Source organism: Pseudomonas sp. m6p, assembly GCF_055760375.1.
The window spans coordinates 4,398,147-4,419,925 of sequence record NZ_CM147084.1; the positions used below are offsets into that span (position 1 = coordinate 4,398,147).

The window sequence follows — 21,779 nt, forward strand, 5'->3', positions numbered from 1 at the left end:
CCGCGCCCACGAGGGAACCGCATTGCAAATGTGGGAGCGGGCTTGCTCGCGAAGAGGCCCGAATCAACACCGTCAAAACCTCAGCTACAGCAGGTTGCCGCTTGCCACCGGCTCGATCTGCGCCCAGTGCGACGTGTCTTCACGATGCGCTTGCAAATACGGCAACACCGCCGCCAGCAACGGCGCCTTGAACGCCTCCTGAAAACGATGGGCCAGCCCCGGAATCAGCTTCAACTGACTGCCACGAATATGCGCCGCCAGATGCACGCCGTGCATCACCGGCAACAGCGGATCCGCCGTGCCGTGCACCACCAGGGTCGGCACCCGCAGTTGATTGAGCAACGTCACCCGGCTCGGCTCGGCAAGGATCGCCATGATCTGGCGCTTCACGCCTTCCGGGTTGAACGCCCGGTCGTAGGCCACCGCCGCCTGATGCAGCAACGCTTGCCGGTCATCCGTGACAGCCGGGCTGCCGAGCGCTGCCAGCAGATCGGCCTGCTGCTCCAGCGCCACTTCGCGATTCGGCGCGCCACGCCGCGCCAGCAGTTGCACCAGCGCCGCACTCGGTGCCGGCAAGCCTTCGGCGCCGGAACTGGTCATGATCAGTGTCAGGCTTTCCACCCGTTGTGGCGCCATCGCCGCCAAGTGCTGGGCGATCATCCCGCCCATACTGGCACCCAGCACGTGAAACTGCTCGATGTGCAGCGCGTCCATCAACCCCAGCGCGTCGTCGGCCATGTCGCTCAGCGAGTACGGTGCCGACACCGGCAATCCGAGCTTGTAGCGCAGCACTTCAAAGGTCAGGTTGGCGTCGGCTGGAGCCTGACGCCAGGTCGACAGACCGACATCGCGGTTGTCATAGCGGATCACCCGAAAACCCTGCTGACAGAGCGCAACCACCACCTCGTCCGGCCAGTGAATCAACTGACCGCCCAAACCCATGACCAGCAACAACGCCGGATCCGAAGCACGGCCGATGCTCTGGTACGCCAGGCTCACCTGGGCCAGATCGACCCGTTCAGTCGGTACATTGACGTCACAACGCGAAGCCGCCATCGACGGCAGGCCGAACAACAGCGCGGCCAACAGAAAAAATAAACGCATGAAGAAACACCGAAACGCAGAACCCCAGTAGAGCGCGAGTCTGATGAAGTTTGTTCAAGCGCGCTGCCACAGTTGCGTGACAGTTTGATGAAGTTTGCCGAGCGGTCATTCTCCGACAACGAATCAGGCCGGAACGGTCTGTACATCCTCTGCAACAAAACCACTCCCCCAGCGATAACCATGTACCGCATGGGCTTGTGACAGCGCGCCTCTAATAGGCATGAAAACCGGAATCACCCGGTCTGCATACCCTCTGGAGCCCTGTCGCATGACCCATTCGCCTCCCCTTGTAACAGCCGACTTCGGCCTTGATCAGCGGCTACAGCCCGACGTGGATCAACATCTGCACCTGTTGGCCACGGCTCGTCTGAACGACTGTCACCAGCAATGGCTGGACCTCATGGCCCGGCATCCCGGGCAACCCGAAAGCGCCTGGTGGGATGCCCGCGCGCCCGGCACTGCGCTGTCACGGCGCGAGCATGCCTTGAGTCTCTATCAGCAGCACTTTGAGGCCGCGCTTCAATGGGCGGCTGCCGAAGGCAAGCTCGACACCTCACAACGCCACAGGCTTGAGCAGCTTCTCACCCCGTCGAGCCAGGTCGCGGCGGATCTGCGGGTCGCGCAACCGGTACTCAATCGTCTCGATAACCGTCGGCTGCGCCTGTACGGCACGTTGCTGCTCCAGCTGGAGGAAACGCTGCTGCTTTACCTGCCCGCACACCCACAACCGTTGCTCCGCTTCGAAAAACAGGCCGACCTTGAGCGCTGGCTGATGGATCAGCAACCGGAGCGACTGCAAGTCTCCTCGCTGGACTTCATCGAATTCGGCAGTGATCCGCTCAAGCGCGGCGTTGAACCGCTGCTGTCGAGTTCGCCCGTCACTGGCGACAACGGGATCGCACTCGACAAGTTTTTCCCGATCACGTCCGCTCTGCCGCAAAGTGCCGGGCCAAGTGTCGATGAGGTTGCGCCCTTCGGTTTGCTGATGGCCGACATTCCCCTGGATCTGCGCCGGCAGACGCTGGTGCTTGAACAGCGTGCGCTTGACCGCTTGTTTGGCGACGCCGAGCCGAACAGTCCGCAACGTCAACAACTGGCACAACGACTCGTCGCCTTGAGCGAGGCTCAGCAGGCCAGCCATGACGCCGCATCGGCCCTGCTCGACAGCCACAATCCGCTGACCCTGCTCGAATTACACCGCCGCTCAAACGAGCATTACCAGGCCTTGCTGCAGGCGCGTATCGCAGGGCTGCGCGCGGAGGTCGAACTGCAACGGACGCTGGAGCAACTGTCCGTCGCGGAACATCGGCGAGTCATCGCAATGCTGGACGCACCGGGACACCACCTGCCGCCAACGGACGGGGTCATCGCCCGCATATCGTTGGCTACGGCAGACGACAACATCAGCGCCGTCGAGGAGTTGCCAGGTGTACTGATCATCGCCCCTCCTGCAGCGCTGGCCCCCGGTTCCACCGACAGCCTGCTGCTTTACTGGCCCGGCGAGTTTGGCGGCCTGCAACGTTTTGCTTCGCGTGCGGCACTGGAGCAGAACGTGTTCAAACGCTCGCCCCAGGACGGCGGGCTGACCCTGCACCTGACACCACTGACCGATGACCCGCTCGCCTGGTCACTCGATCAGCAGCTCTATCAATGCGAACAACAGGCCGCACAGATCCTGCGCGACAACCCGCTGCCCGGCCGAGCCGGCGAGCGCCAGGCCGAGATGGAAAAGTTGCGCGAACAACACTTGCCACGCCTGACCGTGCCGATCGCGCAGGCCCGCGAACGGGCATTTGCCGAACGTCAGGCGCAAGACCGCAGCGCCGCGCTGGCCGGCAGCCTGCCCGAGTGGTTCGACAACCTCGACGCGGCGCACCGGAACACGCTCAAAGCGCTGATCAGCCACTACCTCGGCGCCATGCATCGCGCCCATGCCCTGCTCGAACGGGAGCTGCCGTCGCGTCAGGCCTTCGCCGAAAAACGCATCGACGCCCGCTTGCGCGCGGACTTCGCACTCAAACACAGCGTGAGCGTGAGCCTCGATCTGCCCGATTCGACGGTCTGGCAAAAAACCGTGATGGAAGGGGCTGCGCCTGGCACGCCGCAACGCAATGTCCTGACCGCGAGCGACAAGCGCAGCGATCTCGCCCTCGAACAACTGGCACAGCACAACATCGATCAGGCCATGTGGTGGCGCCTGTCGTTCATGCAGGCCAGGATCCGTGCCGAGGACGAAACCGATCGGCAGCGCGTCGAAGCCGGACTCAACCCGGTCTACTTGCGCAAACTGGTGACCGAGCTGGACCTGCCCGGACGTTACGAAGAACAGATTCGCCAGGTGTTTTTCGGCGCGCCGGCAGAGCCTGCGTTTCAGCAGGCCTGGCGCCGCGAATGCCTGAGCGAGCCGTGGCGGCTGATGCTCAGGTTGCAAGGTGAATTCGCCCTGCTGCAACGGCACATCGACAGTGCCGGCCATGCCGTACTGAAGGTCGCCATCGACGCGACTTCACCCCAGGCGTATGCCGTTGATGGACAGCGCATCGCGCTGCTGCCGGTGCACCTGACGGTTGGTGGAGAGGACACCGCGCATCAGGGACCGAGCACGCTCGCCGGGCTGACGTTCATTGTCGAACAGAACAGTGGCCTGACCCTGCTCTACCTGCCCGACAGCACCGACGCCCTCTTCCTGCGGCAGTACCCGACGCTGGAACAGGCCCGAATGGATCTGTTCAGGCGTTGTATGGACAGCAAAATGGTCAATTACCTGGCCGGACGCGCCGTGAGCGGCGATTTTGCCAGCCATGTCAGCCGTATCAATCAGGCGCAATTGCGCAATTTCGATGCCCTGATCGGCGTCGGAATGGCTTGGCCGGCGACCACATCGCTGGCCATTCATCTATTGAACGTGCACATGGGCCGGTTGCTGGAAGCCCATCGCAGCAGTTCGCGTTCCAACGATGCGTTGTATCTGGAGCGCTGTGCACTGAAATCCGGGGCGTTGTTCAACTATCTGAAAATGGCCATCGGCATGGTGCCGTTCGTGGGGGCGGCAGTGGCCCTGTATGACGCCTGGAACAGCGCCAATCTGGCCGTCGCGGCGTTCTTGCGCGGCGAGCTCGGGCATGGTCTGGCCGAGGTGGAAGCGGTGCTGCTGTCACTGATCGACGCGGCAATGGATGTGCTGCCCGGAACCGTCTCGGCCCCCGCAGCAGCACGTCTGGCCACACGTCAGCGGCAAGGCGCGGCCTTGGGCGGATTCGCCACCATGTCGTCGTCCTGGCAACGGGCCCGGCAGTCGCTCGACCGCTTCAAGGGTTACGAGTACGAATTCGACATTTCCCTGGCCGGCCTGCACCCGGCCACCCACGGTGTCTATCGCAACGTCTACCGTCACGCCGATGGCGATTTCATCGTTCGTCAGGGCCGCATTTATCGGGTTCAGCTAAGCGATGCACCGCGTGGCTGGAGGCTTTACGGCACATGGATGCGCGGCTACAAACAACCGATCGCCCTCGACGACAGCGGTCAGTGGAACACCCACTATGCGGTGCACGGCACGGTAATGGACGGTGGCGGTCCTGGCGGCGGCGCAGTGCTCGGACATCTGGTCGACGGCCTGGATCCGCTTTGGCCTGCGCCGATCCGCCAGTGGCTACCGCGCTGGTGGACCGATCGGCAACTGCGCCGGCAAATGACCCTGACCAACACCGCCGACAACTACACCCGGCGCCTCGATGCTCAGACCCGCGCCACCAACCAGTTGCTGGAGAACTATCAGAACCTCGATATTGCCCAGCGCAAGCCCCTGCAGACAGCCGTTGACACAGCCTGCCTGAATGACATCGACGTCGCGATCGCCCAATACGACAACCTTGTCGAATTGCTGCCCCTGAGCCACGGCCGCAAACGTCTGCAGATTGAAGCCATCCAGAGCCGCTGCGCCTGGATCGTGGTCGACCGCGCCGTGCAGCGCGTCACCGTCGCCCGCGACCGCTTGCTGGAACACCTGAACCGGATCGACGCACTGGTCGCCGAGTCCGATGCCGTGCCCTTCGACCACACCAGCGTCCATATCACACTCATGGCCCGGCGCAAGCGGGCGCGCGAGGATTTCCTCAAGGAGTTCGATCAACTGCATGCGATCACCGAGCAGGCCAGACTGTGGAACAACCGCATCAGCAACCGCGCGCAGAAAGCCCGGATGGCGAAAGACATGGCCGCTATCAACCGCAACCTGGGAGACCACACGCATCACTACCTGAGAACTGCGCATCTGCTGGAAATCATTACCCGCTACGATGCGGTCACTGACCTGTCCTGGGCGTATTTCCATACCCAGCTCAAAGACGCCCGAACCAAGGTCGGGCGCGCATTGCTGACCCAGCATCACCTGCCAGAGGTCAGCGCCAGCCTGGTTCAGCGCAATCGGGTCCTTGAGGACTGCCTGCAGATCTATGCCGATTTCCGTCGTCAGCTGAACGCCTGGACACTGGGTTATGCACAGCATCTGGATCTGGAACAGGTCGGGCTGTTCCTCGAGGGGCTGACTCAGGTCGAAGCGCAGGCGCGGCATGCGATCAGACAACGTGCGCCAATCAAGCCGAAAGAGCCTGGCGGCAAGCAACTGTTCGAAACCGAGGACAACCAGTTGCTGATCGGCACGGAAAGCATCGACGCCGGCACCCGGGAAAAACGCATCACCATTGAAGGCATCGACGGATTCCGCGAAACCTGGCTGCCGCGCTCCGGTGGCAAATACCATCTGCAAGTGCGCACCGCCCCGACGCCAGCAACGTTGCCAACTGACGTTCAGCCACTGCTGGTCGAAGCGCGCAAACGTCTGGCAGCGGTTCCGGTTTACAGCAACAAAGTGCAGGGCTATGCCCGCCAGGACATGCTGCCGGTGGATCTGGAACACATGTTCAGCAGCGAAGCGACCGAACTGAGCACCCGTGCCCAGGCCATCGAGCGACTGTCGCCGACCGAACCGGTGGTGCTGCAACTGCACGACAAGGCCCGCGAACTGCGCCGTACCGGTCGTACGCTGCGCATTGATCAGTCACTGCGCAGCAAGACGCCCACTGAAGGCTATCTGGATTATCTGCTGCAACAGCAAGTGGTGGATATCCGCCGCGAAGGTCCGCTGCGGGCATTGGGCAAAAGGGCTGACGGGCGCAAGGATTTCCTTCAGGAATACGCCGTGCGCGACCTCACCTCCACGCCGCCGCGCACGCTGTGGTACGCGCATTTTCACTACACCTCGGACAAGGTGCCGTTTGCTGACTTCGTCAAGGCGCACCTGAAATTGCCGGAGCAACGCAACCTCGGCCTGCAATGGCAGCAGGTTCAGGCCGCCAGCGGGGCACAGGTCGAGGCGATCTGGCGCGGCGATATCGGTAAACCGCTGGGTATCCGGCATTTCGCAAACCTCTAGGGCAAAAGCAGCGGGGCACGGCGATGCCCCGCTTCTGCTCGAGTGGTCGACAGCACTGTCAACATGAGACAAACTCACCGCCCTCGAATTTTTCACAAGTTTTCCTCATGGGGCCAGCCGTGCTTGAAATCCGTCATTTGAAAACCCTGCATGCCCTGCGCGAGGCCGACAGTCTGGTCGATGCCGCCGACCGTCTGCACCTGACCCAATCGGCGCTGTCGCACCAGTTCAAGGAACTGGAGGAGCGCATGGGTATGCCGTTGTTCGTGCGTAAAACCAAACCGGTGCGTTTCACCAGCGCCGGCCTGCGCCTGTTGCAACTGGCCGACGCGACCCTGCCGCTGTTGCGCGCCGCCGAGCGCGACATCAGTCGTCTGGCCGGCGGTACCGCTGGACGCCTGCACATGGCGATCGAATGCCACAGCTGTTTCCAGTGGCTGATGCCGACCATCGACCAGTTCCGTGACGCCTGGCCGGAAGTCGAACTCGACCTCGCCTCGGGTTTCGCCTTCGCCCCGCTGCCGGCGCTGGCCCGTGGTGACCTGGATCTGGTGGTGACTTCCGATCCGCTGGACATCGCCGGCATCACCTACGTGCCGCTGTTCACTTACGAAGCGATGCTCGCAGTGGCGAACCAGCATCCACTGGCGAGCAAACCGTACATCGTCCCCGAGGACCTGCTGACTGAAACGCTGATCACCTACCCGGTGGAGCGCGACCGGCTGGACATCTTCACCCGCTTCCTCGAACCGGCCGACATCGAACCGGCGCAGGTTCGCACCTCTGAGCTGTCGGTGATGATGATGCAACTGGTCGCCAGCGGCCGTGGCGTGTGCGGCATGCCGCACTGGGCACTGCACGAATACAGCTCGCGCGGCTATGTAAAAGCCAAGCGCCTGGGCGAAAAAGGCCTGTTTGCCACACTGTACGCCGCGATCCGTGCGGACATGCTGGATGCACCGTACATGCGCGATTTCCTGCTGACCGCCAAGGACACCTCGTTCTCGACGCTGGATGGGGTTAGCGCGGTGCGTTGATTCACCCAACACCAAAAGGAAACCAGTCGGTACTACTTGCTGGTTTCAAGCAAATAAACCAAAAGCTTTTCCACCGAGATAGATTGCGCAATAACCCAGAAATGAGTAGGCAAGTATTCGCGTAGGGATAATGACCAAGCATCGTAGATGGGACGGGAACCTGGCTATTTCAGCCATTGCATAGGGATCACTTTTCGACAAGAAATCATCGTCCAGCAAAAGCATGAATGAAATGTGAGCCAAACGGCAGTAGCGACCATAGGCACCGTTTCCCAATACTCGCTGATTGCGGGCGACGAAGTACGATTCCTTAAGAAGTGATTCGATCTGAGCCAATTTGAAAAAGCTGATATATACCTTTGCAAATACAGCCATCAAGCCCAAAGCAAGACAGCCGATCATCCCAGCAATAAAGAGCAACTTCAGGTCGTTCACCGGTGTGGTAAGGGTTGTGCATACCCACTCAACACCCAGCCAAACCATAAGTAAACCGGCGCCAGTCAACGCCAATCTAAAAAGTCGCCCTGAAGCTCTCAGCCATTTCCTCAGATGCTCCGGAAGTATTTCCGCCTCCATGACTGCACACGGTTCGAGCATTTGCAGGTGCGTAAAACGGCCAGTTAATGCGCCTATTTTTCTGACTCTTCTCATTCTCCCCAATGGCCCATTTCCCAACGTTCTCTTGTTAATGCTTACAAGATGAGAGGCGATGAAGTGGTCTTCCATCTCATCAAGCAGGAAATAGGCGACAAACAACAAAACTGCCTCACTCAGAAGAAGAAGCAGAAGAACGAATGCCCAAGAGCAGAGGTAGATAAATTCGAGGTGAAAGGCGATCACAGGAAGTCCTTAAAATTGATCTCGGCGTTCCAAAACCAATTAACGCAAGAAACGTAACCAATGTAGTAAGTACTGCACCGGCGAGTTCTAATATTTTTCTCAACGGTCATTAGTTACTAATCTCGTACAGCTTTTCGCCGACAAGCTCCCCAACCTGGCTTGCCCCATCCCCCATTTGCGCCGCAAGGATGCCACTAACTACCAACATGCAAGCGATTCCTCCGGCTCCAACGGTCCCCAAGCCAATTGCGGCACACGTCATAGGAGCAATAGTTGGTGCCAGTTTGCCCGCTATAACGCCTCCCAATACATTTCCAGATAGCTTCGATCCCTCCATGAATCTTGCTTGGCGGCATTCTTCCTCGCGTCCGGTACGGCATGTTTCATAAATCTTCGTTGCCGCGGAACCCGCTGCCAGGCCAATAGCTAAATATCCCCCGGCCTTCATGTATTTTGAAGCTCGCGCCACACCGTCAATATTTGTCGCATATCCCGGAAATTGGCTCGGCGCACCTGCCTTGTTCCAGTTATGCACCATCCTTCGTGTGGACAAGCCTAGTGCCCGTTTGAGTCTGGGGTGATCCGGTATACCCGTCGTTTTGCGAACCAAGGGGCCCAAACTTGCATCAAGTTTCTTCATTAACCTTTTCCGTTGCGCAAAAAACTCGGGGGAGTAGAGGTTGCCATGCTGTCGGTATTGCTCAATGTGCAAGCGCTCCAGTTCTGTAAGCGTGTTCTTAAGTGATTCCATGTGCTGGCCCACCATGAACGACGCGACGCCCAACGCTCCGGAAGAAACACCCAAAAACGGCTCAATTGCCTCATGGTGTTCCACCATGAACGAAGCCTCTTCATCCGTCAGATCCTTCAGCGCTTCATTCACTTTCTCTGCCGCCGCCATCATCTGCGCTTCCTCACGATGGCACATGTAGTTGCGCGAGTCGCTGAAGAGCACCATTTGGCCGGGTTTGAGCTGTTCGCCCAAGTGGCGATTGAGCGAGCGGAACTGACCAAGCAATGCATCGCTGGGCATGTTTTCGTATAGCGCACGCTCCAGCGCTTCGCGGCTTATGGGCTTCTGGACGATGTGAAAACCCGACTCTGCCGGTTGCGGCAGCGTGTAGGCATGCTCTTCCACTAAATGCTGCGCCGGTGGTGTTTCGGGTTTGGGTTTGAAGGCGTTCCAGGACGCGCCGCCGTTATCCGCAATAGCCCGTGGTTTGACCACGACCCACTCGCCGTTGCTGATGGCTTCGACCAGTTTTCGCTGGTTGGCGCCTTGCATGTAGTTGGATTGATTGAGGCCCATTGCCTTGAGCAGTTCATCGAAGCCAGGCAGTTCATCAGGGCGGTTGAGTGCCTGTTGAAAGGCATCCATCGCTTGGTGGGTGTCGAGTACCTGTTGACCGTGGAGTTCGCGTTGGGGGATGAGTCTGGTCACGTCCGTGTCCCGTTCTGCAAAACGGGGGACTTTGGCGAGCGATCTCAAGCTTTGATGTCGGGTAATTCTCTTTTGCGTGTAGGGAGCTTCCGATTTGGCTATCGCAATTGGCGCGCACTTTTACCCACATCACCTGCAAACCCAATAGCCTGTTCCACGTCGATCCGCACGCCGACAATGAAATCTTGCAAGTTCACGCCTGTGAATCGCTGGCTTTGGGAAACGTGATACTCAGTGATTGCGGGATAAAAAGATTCATTGTGAGGGGATTTATCCCCTCACCACAAAAGCCCCTCACTTAGGGAGCGATCAGAGTTCGCGCCACATGTGAATCTTGTCGAAGTAGTCTTCACCCACCCGCACCGCCAATGGCTCAAGGCCGAACTGGATGAAGCCGCAACGCTGGTACAGGTTGAACGCGGCGTCGTTGCCGGCGGTGACGGTGAGCTGGATGACTTTCAGTTCGGGATGGGTTTGGGCTTCAGCGATGGCAGCCTCGACCAGTTGATGGCCCAGGCCGTGCTGGCGAAAATCGGCTGAGACGTACAGGCCGAACAAGGTCGACTTGTGGCGGGCCTTCTCTCGCGGTTCGAACGCCAGGCCGACGATGCCGGCCAGTGTGCCTGCCTCGAACGCACCGAGCACCACATCCAGCTTGCTGGTCAGCCGCGCCTCCCACCAGCTCAACGGCATCACCGCGCGCTCGCGCACGCTGGAGGTGAACGCCTGCGGATGGCGGTCGTAGGCTTCGAGCATCAGCTCGCGGTAAGCCAGCGCATGGCTGGCGTCGAGGCGTTCGATCCACATGCTCAGGCGGTCCTGCGTTGTTCAAGCATCAGGCGCACCGCCAGACCGGCGAGTACAAAACCCATGAAGTAACGCTGCAGCGCCAGCCATGTCGGGTTGCGCACGAACCAGGAAGCAATGCCTGCCGCGAACAGCGCGATCAGCAGATTGACGCTGAAACTGACGCTGATCTGGGTCAGGCCGAGGAGGATGCTCTGGGTGAATACCGAGCCGTGTTCGGGGCTGATGAATTGTGGAAACACCGAGAGGTAGAACACCGCAATCTTCGGGTTCAACGCACTGGTGAGAAAGCCCATGGTGATCAGTTTGCGCGACGAGTCCGGGGGCAATTGCTGCGCCTCGAACGGTGAACGCGCACCGGGTTTGAGCGCTTGCCAGGCCAACCACAACAAATACAGCGCACCGGCCCACTTCAGCACCTCGTAGGCCATCGGCACCGCCAGAAACACCGCGCTCAAACCGGCAGCCGCGGCAAACATGTGCACGAAGAAACCACCCACCACACCGAGCAACGAGGTGACCCCGGCCTTGCGTCCCTGACAGATCGAACGCGAGATCAGGTAAATCATGTTCGGCCCCGGCGTCAGTACCATCAACAACGCGGCGGCGGCGAAGATCAACAGGTCTTGAAGCGGGATCATGGTGGACATCCTGTGCGTGGGGGATCAGGCGATCGCGGTCAGCGAGTGGCGATAAAACGGCAGGATCAGGTCGCGTGTCAATGGCGCCAGAACGACAGCAGGATCACTGACCGGATCGATCCAGAGCACTTCCTCGATTTCGGCAGCGGGCTTCACATCGGCATCGATGGTCAGTTGAAAAATCTCCGCCTGCACCACAAACCCCGGCTCGTTGGCGGCCGGCGCCGAGAACTGGCCGAGAAAAGACGCCTGCGCCGGATCGATCGTCAGCCCGAGCTCTTCTTCCAGCTCGCGGGCCAGCGCGTGCACCGGCCACTCATGCGCCTCGATCTTGCCGCCCGGTTGCATGAACGCCGTGGTGCCACGCTTGCGCACCAGCAGGGTCTGGCCTTGGGGGTTGAGCAACAGCGCAGCGGCAATACGAATGAGGTTTGGAGCGACAACGGATGCAGAGGTCATGGGTCAGCCACCGGCCTGGAAAAAGCGCAAGGATCCCATGCCCGGGCTGATCACGTCACCTCACAGGTCATTCCCCCAAGGCCTTGAGCGCGGTTTCCTCCGCCTCCGGCAGCTTGACGAAAATCTGGTACTTGCCGCCCTCCATGGCTTCAAAGGCAATCAGCTTTTCCACCAACAGCGCGCTGAGCACTTTGCCGGCGTTGAGCAGCAACATGCCGTTATCGGCATTGAGATTGCGCGCCAGAATCATCCCCGCCGCCAGGTCCCGGGTGGTCAGGACCTTGACCGACGGGTCGGCCAGGGTGATGTCGCCCAGAAATGCCGCGCACACCTGAATGAAATCCTCGACCAGATCAGGATCGTACAAGCGCCCGGCGTACTGGCGCAGGTACAGCAGCGCTTCATCGCTGTTCAAATGCCGTTCGAGGATCAGGCCGCGCTGCAACTCGACGAAATCCACCGCCAGTTTCAGCAGGCGCGAACCGAACGGAATGGCCTCGCCCTTGAGCCGGTCGGGAAAGCCGCTGCCGTCCCAGCGTTCCTGGTGATGCAAGATCAGACGGGCCGCGTCCTTCATCGGGTCCAGCGTCATCAGCAGCGATTCGCTCTGCTTCGGATAGCTGCGATAACGCTCGCGATCGGTATGACGCAGCAGATCCGAAGGCGTGGTCATCATGCCGTCGGTCCAGCTCAGTTTGCCGATGTTGTACAGCGCGGCGGCCATGGTCAGATCGCGGCTGGTGGCCTCGTCCAGAGCATGCTGTTTGCAGTAGCTGCGCACCAGTTCGATGATCTGCCGATTGGTCTGCTTGGCAGGCGGCAGACGCAGATTGGCCAGCAGCGAAAACACTTCGGTGCCGGTGACATAGCTGTGTTTGAGTTCTTCGTAGGCCAGATCGAGCATGTCGGCGGTCTGTTGCAGTTCGGCGGTACGCGCCGCGACATGCTTTTCCAGGGTGCTGTTGAGCAGTTTGAGCTGGTCGTTCTGCACTTGGGTCAGGCGCTCCAGACGCTGACGCTCCTGCTCGGAATGCTGATGGTCGAGCGCTTGGCGCAGGATCAGCAGCAACTCCTCGTCATTCCACGGTTTGCTGATGTAGCGATGAATCTGCCCGTCGTTGATCGCCTTGATGATGGCCGATGGGTCGGCATAGCCGGTCAGCATGATGCGCACGGTCGCCGGATAGCGTTGACGGACATGCGCCAGTAACGAGGCGCCATCCATGTTCGGCATGCGCGCATCGCTCATCACCAGATCCACGGGCTGCTGCTCCAGCATCTCCAGCGCCTGGGCACCGCTGGTCGCCAACAGGACGTCATAAGGTTGCCCCCGCAACAGGCGGCGCAGGCTGTTGAGGATCGATTCCTCATCATCGACCAACAGCACCGTGGGGCGATGCGACGGCATCGGCGCGGATTGCTCTTGCATGGCATGGCCTCACGCGAAACAGAGTTAACGACACACCGACCGACCGCCCCACTGGCCCGCGCCTGAGTCCAAGGCTAGATGATTTTTCAGTGCATTCACGTAAATCTTCGTCCGGCGCGGCCAGCGCAGTACCGAGGGGCCGACTATGCTGTACACGGCAAAGAACTCCATCGGCTTACAAAACAGGCAATGGCGAGGGAAAAGGATGCCCCGGATGATCACAGCACGCCTTCCCGAGGAGGGCGCGACATGAACCCGCCCACCGCGCCGGTCAATCGCCGCGTGCTCATTGTCGACGACAGTCCGGCGATCCATGACGACTTTGCCAAGATTCTCAGCCCCGTCGTTCCCGGCGACGATGGCCTGGGCGAAACCGAGAACCTGTTGTTCGGCACCTCGTCTGTCCGGCACACCCCACACTTCGAGCTGGATTCGGCCTTTCAGGGCCAGGAAGCCCTGGAAAAACTCGAAGCCGCGCTGGCTGAAAACCGCCCCTACGCCATGGCCTTCATCGACATGCGCATGCCGCCAGGCTGGGATGGCCTGGAGACCATCGAACGGCTATGGCAAGTCGACCCCAAACTGCAAGTCGCACTGTGCACGGCCTATTCCGACTACTCCTGGGAAGACATCGACCAACGCCTGGCACTGAACGACCGGCTCCTGATTCTGAAAAAGCCTTTCGACGCGATCGAGATTCGGCAGATGGCCAGCGCCCTCACGGTCAAATGGCAAATGACCGAAGACGCCGAGCTGAAAATGAGCCTGCTGGAGCACGCAGTGCAGGAGCGGACCCGGGAGCTGTCGGACGCCAACGTGATCGTGCAGAACAGTCCGACCATCCTTTACCGCTTGCGTGGCGAGCCCTCATTCGCGCTGATGTATATCTCCCACAACATCACCCGCTACGGCCATGTCGCCGCCGACCTGGTGGGTTCGCCCGACTGGGCGAAGGTCCTGATTCACCCGGACGATCAGGCCAGCGTCGACGCGGCAATGGCCCGGGTACTGGATCGGCATGCGTCGGGCGCGTCCATCGAATTCCGCATGCGCACCGGCCAGGGCACCTGGCGCTGGGTGGAGAACCGCTACATCCCGGTACGCGATCAGGACGGCCGTCTGCTGGAAGTCGAAGGCATCATCCTCGACATCACTGAACGTCGTCAGGCCGAGGACAAACTGGCCTTGCTCGCCCGCTCCGATGGCCTGACGGGCCTGGCCAATCGCGCCACACTGATCGAACGCCTGCACCAGGCGTTTGCCGCTGCGCGACGCGGCGCGATGCCGTTTGCGGTGTTTTACCTGGATCTGGACCACTTCAAGCGGATCAATGACACCCTCGGTCACCCGGTTGGCGATCTGCTGCTGCAGGAGGTCGCCCGGCGCATCAAGTCCGGTGTCCGCGAAAGCGACGTGGTGGCGCGTCTGGGTGGCGATGAATTCGCGATCCTGCAACTGGACGTCAGTGACCCGACCCAGTCGGCGGCGATGGCCGCCAACATCCGCGACGCGTTGCTGGCACCCTATAACCTGGCCGGCAATGCACTGCACATTTCGGTGAGCATTGGCATCAGCAGTTACAGCGAGCTCAGTCTCGATGCCGACAGCCTGCTCGGGCAGGCCGACATGGCGCTGTACCGCGCCAAGGAAATGGGCCGCAATCAGTATCACTTCCACTCCGAGGAGATTTCTCGGGAAGTGGCCGAGCGCATGACCCTGGTCAGCGAATTGATGACCGCCCTTGAAGGCAATCAACTGCGGCTGCATTACGCACCGGAAGTTGATCTGCACAGCGGCAGGATTCTGGGCATGGAGGCACAAGTCCTCTGGCAGCATCCCCGGCGCGGCCTGCTGCCGGCAGCGGACTTTGTGCCGATCGCGGAGAAAACCGGCGCAATCATTCCGCTCGGACGCTGGGTGCTGGATCACGCCTGCCATCAGATGCATCTGTGGCGTAATCAAGGGGTGGCGCCGCCCGTGATGGCGATCAAGATTTCCCTGGCGCAACTCAAAAGCGGCCCGGAACTGATCTATACCGTGCTGCGCACCACCGCCCGCTGGGAGCTCGCCCCCTGGGACCTGCGCTTCGATGTCACCGAGGCCACGCTGGCCCAGACCAAGTGGACGCACAACGACGCGTTGCCGCGCCTGCGTGAACTGGGCGTGACCATCGCCATCGATGATTTCGGCACCGAATATTCCTCGTTCGATTACCTGAAAACCTACCGGGTCAATCAGCTCAAACTGGCCCAGAGCGTCATCGACAATGCCGCTCACGATGTGGCCGGTGCCAACGCCTTGCGCGCCATCGTCAACTTCGCCCGGGACTTGGACATCGGCATCATCGCTGAAGGCCAGCCGTCGCCGGATCAACCGTGCGCGCCACCTGCCGCAGCCCCGCTGCCCAGCGCGCGCGGGCTGTATTTCAGCGCGGCGGTCAACGCCGAACAGGCCGGGCAATTGCTCAAGGACAGTGCTCACCCGGCACCGAAGGAGGACGAGTGATGAAAACGCCGTTCCCCCAGACCAACCGGCGCATCCTGATCATCGACGACACGCCGGCGATTCACGACGACTTTCGCAAGATCCTTGCCCCACAGGTTCAGGACGCCGTCGATCTGAATCAACTGGAACAGACGCTGTTCGGCACCCAGCAGACGCCGCACCTGAGCTTCCAGCTCGACTCCGCTTATCAGGGCCAGGAAGCTCTGGCTCTGGTCAAACAATCGCTGGTCAGCGGCAACCCGTATGCCCTCGCCTTCATCGACATGCGCATGCCGCCCGGCTGGGATGGCCTGGAAACCATCGAACAATTGTGGCGGGTCGATCCGAACCTGCAGATTGCCTTGTGCACCGCGTACAGCGACTACAGTTGGGAGGCGATGGCCGAACGGCTGGAGTTCGGCGACCAGTTGCTGATCCTGAAAAAGCCGTTCGACAGTCTGGAAATCCGCCAGATGGCCAACGCGCTGACCTGGAAGTGGCAGCTGGCGCAGGACGCGGCGCTGAAGATGCTCAGCCTCGAGCAGACCATCGAGGCGCGGGTGCACGAATTGCTCAAAGTCTCGCATCTGCTGCAATACGACAGCCTCACGGAGCTGCCCAACAGCACCCTGCTGGGCGATCGTCTGAGCCAGGCCATCGCCGTATGCCGGCGCCATGACAAGCAACTGGTGGTGATGTTCCTCGGTCTGGATCGCTTCAAGCGCATCAACAATGCACTGGGCCATCCGGCGGGCGACGAGATGCTCAAACGGGTCGCCCGGCAACTGCTGTCCTGCGTACGTGATTCCGACTCGGTGTTTCGTTATGGCTCGGACGAGTTCGTGGTGATCCTTGGCGACATCAACCATCCCCAGCAAACCCACGGCCTCGCGGAAAAACTGCTGGCCGCCATTCGCCTGCCGCAAGCGATTGCCGGCCACGACGTCAGCGTCACCGCCAGCGTTGGCATCAGCGTCTATCCCGAAGATGGCCTCGAAGCCATCGAGCTGATCAAGAAAGCCGAGACGGCGATGCGCAACGTCAAGGAGCACGGCCCTGACAACATTGGCTTCTTCATCGAAGCCATGAACCAGCACGCCCGGGAACAGCACAGCATCGAGTCGGGCATCCGCCGCGCGCTGCATGAGCACGAATTCGTCTTGCACTACCAACCGAAAATCGACCTGCGCACGGCCACAGTGGTCGGTGCCGAAGCCCTGATACGCTGGCAGAAACCGGGACACGGCTGGGTCTATCCGTCGGACTTCATCCCGGTGGCCGAGGACAGCGGTCTGATCGTGCCGCTGAGCAAATGGGTGCTGGCTGAGGCCTGTCGTCAGACCCGCGACTGGCAAGTCGCCGGACTGCCGCCGATCCGCATGTCGGTCAACACTTCGCCGATCGATTTTCGCCAGCGTGACTTCGTCGCCGGCATCGAGCGCGTGCTTGAGCAGACGGGCCTGGCCCCGGACTGCCTGGAGCTGGAAATCACCGAAGGCGTGCTGATGCAAAACGTCGAGGCGACGATGACCGCGCTCAAGCGCCTGACAACGCTGGGCACGCGCCTGGCCATCGATGACTTCGGCACCGGCTATTCCAGCCTGAGTTACCTGCGGCGGTTTCCCATCGATGTGCTGAAGATCGACCAGTCGTTCATTCGCAACCTGTGCAACGACCCCAACGATGCCGCACTGGTGAGCGCCATCATCCATCTGGGCAAGAGTCTGGGGCTGAACGTCATTGCCGAGGGTATTGAAACCGCCGAACAACTGGCCTTTCTCAAGGCGCATCACTGCGAGGAAGGTCAGGGCTACTTTTTCAGCAAGGCCCTGCCGGCAGACGCGTTTGCGCGCTTGCTGGCCGGCAGCGAAGCCATGCCGTGGACGATTTGATCAACACGCTGAAAACGGCCCTGAGTCAGGGAGACGATTGCCGATGAGTCTTTTCCACCACGCCATCGTGTTGCTGCTCTGCGGGCTCTGCGCCGGGGCCAGTGCCGAGCCGCTGGACGAGCCGCTCAAACCGTTGCCCGCGGTGCCGCAGCAGGACGTCCGCCGCGTGGAACTGGGTCGGCGCCTGTTCCATGAACCACGGTTATCGATCAACAACACGCTGTCCTGTGCCAGCTGCCACCAACTGGACAAGAACGGTGCCGACAGCCGCGCCCTGTCGCTGGGCTTCGACGGTAAACCGGTGGCGGTCAACACGCCGACCGTGTTCAACGCCGCCCTCAATTTCCGCCAGTTCTGGGACGGCCGTGTCGAAACGCTGGAGGAACAAAGCAACGTCGTCATCACCAGTCCCCATGAAATGGGCAGCGACTGGCGCACTGTTATCGAGCGGATCTCGAACGACCCCGACTACCGTCGCGACTTTGCCGCCACCTACCCGGACGGCGTGACCCAGGCCAATGTCCAGCAGGCGCTGGCCAGTTTCGAACGTACTTTGCTGACGCCCGGTTCGCGCTTCGATCAATACCTGTTGGGCAACACCGACATCCTCACCCTCGAGGAAAAGTACGGCTACCAGCGCTTCAAGGAATACGGCTGCATCGCCTGCCATCAAGGGGTGAACATCGGCGGCAACATGTTCCAGAAGTTTGGCGTGTTCGGCGATTACATTGCCGATCGCGGCAACCCGACCGTGGCTGATCAAGGCCGCTTCAACGTCACCCGGGACGAAGCGGATCGTGAATTTTTCAAAGTGCCGAGCCTGCGCAACGTCGCGCTGACCGCGCCCTACTTTCACGACGGCTCGGCGGACACCCTCGAAAAGGCGGTGGATGTGATGTTCCAGTATCAGTTGGGACGCACGCCGACCGAAGAGGACAAACGGCTGATCATTCTATTTCTCGAGACCCTGACCGGCCAAAGGGAAGGCAAGCCATGATCAACATCTCCCGTCGGCGCAGTCTGCTGTTGCTCACGCTGGTCGCTCTGGTGCTGGCTTCGATTCTGCTGTTTCTGTACTTCAAGTCCAGCTCCGACCAGACCATGACCTATACCGAGTCGCGGGATCTGATCCGGCAGATCAAACAGCAGAATTCGCTGTGGGAAAACGAGATCCTCAAGGCGCGAGTGGCGCTCACCCACAATTACGATCCGCTGGTGTCACCCATGACCGAGATGAACCGGCTCTGGGCGCGCTTCGACGCGATCGAGGCCGGGCATGGCCGCAACGACTCGGCGCAATGGAACGACGCCCACGAGGGTTTTCTGCAGGCGATGCAGGAGAAGATCCGCCTGGTCGAACAGTTCAAATCGCACAACGCACTGTTGCGCAATTCCCTGGCCTTTTTACCCACCGCCGAAGACGACATTCAGGAGCAACTCGCCAACCTGTCGGACCTGGATAAATTACAGCTGCAAAACATCACCACCGACACTTACGACCTGCTGCTCAGTGCCCTGGAGTTCGCCCAGGTCACTTCCGACGACAGGGCCGCCGACATCGAGGTCGGCCTGAACAAACTGAAGGTCAATGCGCAACGGCTGCCGCCGGCGTTTGAAACCCCGATCAAAATCATGAGCAACCACATCAGCCTGATCGCGCGCGAGCAGCCGCTGGTCAATCAGTTGCTCGAAAGCATCGAAAACATTCCCGTGGCCGAGCGCCTGGATACCCTCACCACTCTGCTCGATCGCGATCAACAGCGCGCCGACCGGGTCGACCGCCAATACCACTTCTACCTGCTGCTGTTTTCGGTGTTGCTGATGCTCTCGCTGGTGTGGCTGGCGATCCGCCTGATCGGCAGTTTCGCCGAGATCAATCGGGTCAACACGGCCCTGCAAACGGCCAACGATGCCCTGGAGCAACGGGTCGAGGAACGTACCCGCGAACTCAGGGACGCCCAGAGCGAACTGCTCGACGCGGCGCGTCAGGCCGGCATGGCGGAAATCGCCACCAACGTGCTGCACAACGTCGGCAACGTGCTCAACAGCGTGAATATCTCCAGCGACCTGATCACGCGCAAGCTGCGCAACAGCAAGACCCAGGGCCTGGGCAAGGCCATGCAGTTGATCAACGAACACCCGCATGACCTCGGCGCCTTTCTGTGCGAAGACCCCAAGGGCAAATTGCTCCCCGGTTACCTCAATCAGCTGGTGGGTGCGATTGCCCAGGAACAGCAGGAAATGGTCGACGAACTGAACCAGATGAACAAAAGCGTCGATCACATCAAGGACATCGTCGCCACCCAGCAGTCCTACGCCGGCGCCAACAGCATGACTGAACCGCTGTTCATCAATGAATTGCTCGAAGACGCCTTGCGCATGAACGCCGGAGCGCTGACCCGACACCACGTCACGGTGGTCAGGGAGTACGCCGAGGTGCCGCAGGTGATGGGCGATAAACACCGTTTGCTGCTGATCCTGATCAACCTCATCAGCAACGCCAAATACGCCATGTCCGACCTCAGCAACCGCCCTCGCACCATCACGCTGGCGGTAAAAATCGTCGATGACAGCTTCCTCGAAATCAGCGTCAAGGACGATGGCGAAGGCATTGCTCCGGAAAACATGACGCGGATCTTTGCCCACGGCTTCACCACCCGCAAGGAAGGCCACGGCTTCGGTCTGCACAGCTGCGCACTGGCGGCCATCGAGATGAACGGGCACCTCACCGCGCACAGCGACGGACCGGGCAAGGGGGCGCTGTTCACCTTGCAGATTCCCCTGATCAGCGTCACGGAGAACGCATGAGCGAGCTGTCGAACCGCCGTATTCTGCTGATCGACGACATGCCGTCGATTCATGAAGACTTCCGCAAGATTCTCGCGCCACCGGCGGCGCAGTCAGTGGAACTGGACGAGATGGAGGCGGCGTTGTTTGGTGCACAGGTGCGCGCCGAACGTCCGCCGTTCGAGCTGGACTCGGCCTACGGCGGCGAGGAAGGCCTGGGCAAACTGATGCAGGCCTTGCACGAACAACGCCCCTACGCACTGGCTTTCGTCGACATGCGCATGCCCGACGGCTGGGACGGCGCGAAAACCATCGAACACCTTTGGCAACAGGATCCGCTGTTGCAGGTGGTGGTCTGCACGGCCTACTCGGATTACTCCTGGGATGAACTGCTCGAACGGCTGCAGGCGCATGACCGATTACTGATTCTGAAAAAGCCGTTCGACAACATTGAAGTGCAACAAATGGCCAACACCCTGCTGACCAAATGGCAGATGACCGAACGCGCTTCCTTGCAGATGCATCACCTGGAACATCTGGTCGATCAGCGCACCGCCCAGTTCAAGCAGGCCAGCGAAGCTCTGCAGCGCGAAATCGATGAACGCAAGCAACTGGAAAGTCAGCTGGTGCAGTCGGAAAAGCTCGCTTCACTGGGGCAAATGGCGGCTGGCGTGGCCCATGAAATCAACAACCCGATCGGCTTCATCTCCTCCAACCTCGGCACCCTTGACGGCTACTTCAATCAGTTGCTCAGCGTACTCGATGCCTGGCAGACGCTGGGCGCCACGCCAGACAGCGAATCCGTGGCCCGGCTTGAGCAGCTGCGCAAAGACGCCGATCTGGATTTTCTGCTCGAAGACATCCCGGTACTGATCCGCGAGTCCAAGGAAGGCATTGGCCGGGTCGGACAGATCGTCAAGGATCTGAAGGATTTCTCCCGGGTCGATACCCATCAGCAATGGCAGTGGGCGAATCTGCAGCAAGGCATCGAGTCGACCCTGAACATTGTCGCCAGCGAACTCAAGTACAAGGCTGACCTGATCAAGGAATATCAGCCGCTGCCGGATATCGAGTGCCTGCCGTCACAAATCAATCAGGTGATCATGAACCTGGTGGTCAACGCGGCTCAGGCCATGGGCCCCGAGCGCGGCACCATCACCTTGCGCACCGGGCAGCAGCAGGACACGGCCTGGGTGGAAGTCGCGGACACCGGCGCCGGGATTGCGCCGGACATCCTGCAGAAAATCTTCGATCCGTTTTTCACCACCAAACCGGTTGGCCAGGGCACCGGGCTGGGCCTGTCGCTGTCCTACGGCATTGTCAAAAAACACGGTGGCGACATTTCGGTCCGCAGCGAACCGGGGGTGGGCACGACCTTCCGCGTCGAGTTGCCGATGCGTCAGAGCCGGCCCGCGGCCTGAGGC

Annotated in this window: 14 protein-coding genes; 7 read left to right on the forward strand and 7 right to left on the reverse strand. The window is 60.6% G+C overall.

The window, feature by feature from the left end; all coding sequences use genetic code 11:
* Positions 1-84: 84 nt before the first annotated feature.
* A complete protein-coding gene (locus ACYZUM_RS20000; protein ID WP_222018498.1) occupies positions 85-1,104 on the reverse strand; it encodes an alpha/beta fold hydrolase in 1,020 nt (339 codons plus the stop codon).
* A gap of 268 nt (positions 1,105-1,372) precedes the next feature.
* Here ACYZUM_RS20000 and ACYZUM_RS20005 point away from each other — a divergent pair, with 268 nt between their 5' ends.
* Together ACYZUM_RS20005 and metR are read left to right on the forward strand one after the other, a co-directional pair.
* Entirely contained in the window at positions 1,373-6,538 is a 5,166-nt protein-coding gene (locus ACYZUM_RS20005) for a dermonecrotic toxin domain-containing protein (protein WP_473061104.1), read from the forward strand.
* A 119-nt stretch (positions 6,539-6,657) separates the two neighbouring features.
* A complete protein-coding gene (metR, locus tag ACYZUM_RS20010; RefSeq protein WP_047296309.1) occupies positions 6,658-7,575 on the forward strand; it encodes a transcriptional regulator MetR in 918 nt (305 codons plus the stop codon).
* Positions 7,576-7,620: 45 nt separating this feature from the next.
* Here metR and ACYZUM_RS20015 read toward each other — a convergent pair whose 3' ends face one another.
* From ACYZUM_RS20015 to nosR, 6 genes are all read right to left on the reverse strand, one after another.
* On the reverse strand, positions 7,621-8,415 hold the full coding sequence (locus tag ACYZUM_RS20015) for a hypothetical protein (protein ID WP_473061105.1): 795 nt from the start codon (positions 8,413-8,415) through the stop codon (positions 7,621-7,623).
* A 109-nt stretch (positions 8,416-8,524) separates the two neighbouring features.
* Positions 8,525-9,856: a hypothetical protein gene (locus ACYZUM_RS20020; RefSeq protein ID WP_473061106.1), complete on the reverse strand. Its 1,332-nt coding sequence runs from the start codon at positions 9,854-9,856 to the stop codon at positions 8,525-8,527.
* Positions 9,857-10,165: 309 nt separating this feature from the next.
* Positions 10,166-10,663 carry a GNAT family N-acetyltransferase gene (locus ACYZUM_RS20025; RefSeq protein ID WP_473061107.1) on the reverse strand — a complete coding sequence of 166 codons (498 nt, stop codon included), beginning with the start codon at positions 10,661-10,663 and terminating at the stop codon, positions 10,166-10,168.
* 2 nt (positions 10,664-10,665) lie between these two features.
* The gene (locus tag ACYZUM_RS20030) at positions 10,666-11,304 is read right to left on the reverse strand and encodes a LysE family translocator (protein ID WP_041068320.1); all 639 of its coding nucleotides are present in this window, start codon (positions 11,302-11,304) and stop codon (positions 10,666-10,668) included.
* A gap of 24 nt (positions 11,305-11,328) precedes the next feature.
* Entirely contained in the window at positions 11,329-11,763 is a 435-nt protein-coding gene (locus tag ACYZUM_RS20035; protein WP_473061108.1) for an NUDIX hydrolase, read from the reverse strand.
* A 67-nt stretch (positions 11,764-11,830) separates the two neighbouring features.
* Entirely contained in the window at positions 11,831-13,192 is a 1,362-nt protein-coding gene (gene nosR / locus ACYZUM_RS20040) for a response regulator c-di-GMP phosphodiesterase, NosR family (protein ID WP_473061109.1), read from the reverse strand.
* 249 nt (positions 13,193-13,441) lie between these two features.
* Between nosR and ACYZUM_RS20045 the strand changes: the two genes are divergently transcribed.
* Genes ACYZUM_RS20045 through ACYZUM_RS20065 form a run of 5 tightly spaced genes read left to right on the forward strand, consistent with a single transcriptional unit; the run spans position 13,442 to position 21,776 of the window.
* Positions 13,442-15,697, forward strand: coding sequence for an EAL domain-containing protein (locus ACYZUM_RS20045; RefSeq protein ID WP_473061110.1), 2,256 nt, complete (start codon positions 13,442-13,444; stop codon positions 15,695-15,697).
* Positions 15,697-17,568 carry a putative bifunctional diguanylate cyclase/phosphodiesterase gene (locus ACYZUM_RS20050; protein WP_473061111.1) on the forward strand — a complete coding sequence of 624 codons (1,872 nt, stop codon included), beginning with the start codon at positions 15,697-15,699 and terminating at the stop codon, positions 17,566-17,568. The genes ACYZUM_RS20045 and ACYZUM_RS20050 overlap by 1 nt, the downstream gene beginning before the upstream one ends.
* Positions 17,569-17,611: 43 nt before the next feature.
* On the forward strand, positions 17,612-18,565 hold the full coding sequence (locus ACYZUM_RS20055) for a cytochrome-c peroxidase (RefSeq protein WP_041068310.1): 954 nt from the start codon (positions 17,612-17,614) through the stop codon (positions 18,563-18,565).
* On the forward strand, positions 18,562-20,376 hold the full coding sequence (locus ACYZUM_RS20060; protein WP_473061112.1) for a DAHL domain-containing protein: 1,815 nt from the start codon (positions 18,562-18,564) through the stop codon (positions 20,374-20,376). The genes ACYZUM_RS20055 and ACYZUM_RS20060 overlap by 4 nt, the downstream gene beginning before the upstream one ends.
* Positions 20,373-21,776, forward strand: a complete 1,404-nt coding sequence (locus ACYZUM_RS20065; RefSeq protein ID WP_108183688.1) for an ATP-binding protein — start codon at positions 20,373-20,375, stop codon at positions 21,774-21,776. Before ACYZUM_RS20060 ends, ACYZUM_RS20065 begins: the two co-directional genes overlap by 4 nt.
* The last annotated feature ends 3 nt before the right edge of the window (positions 21,777-21,779 follow it).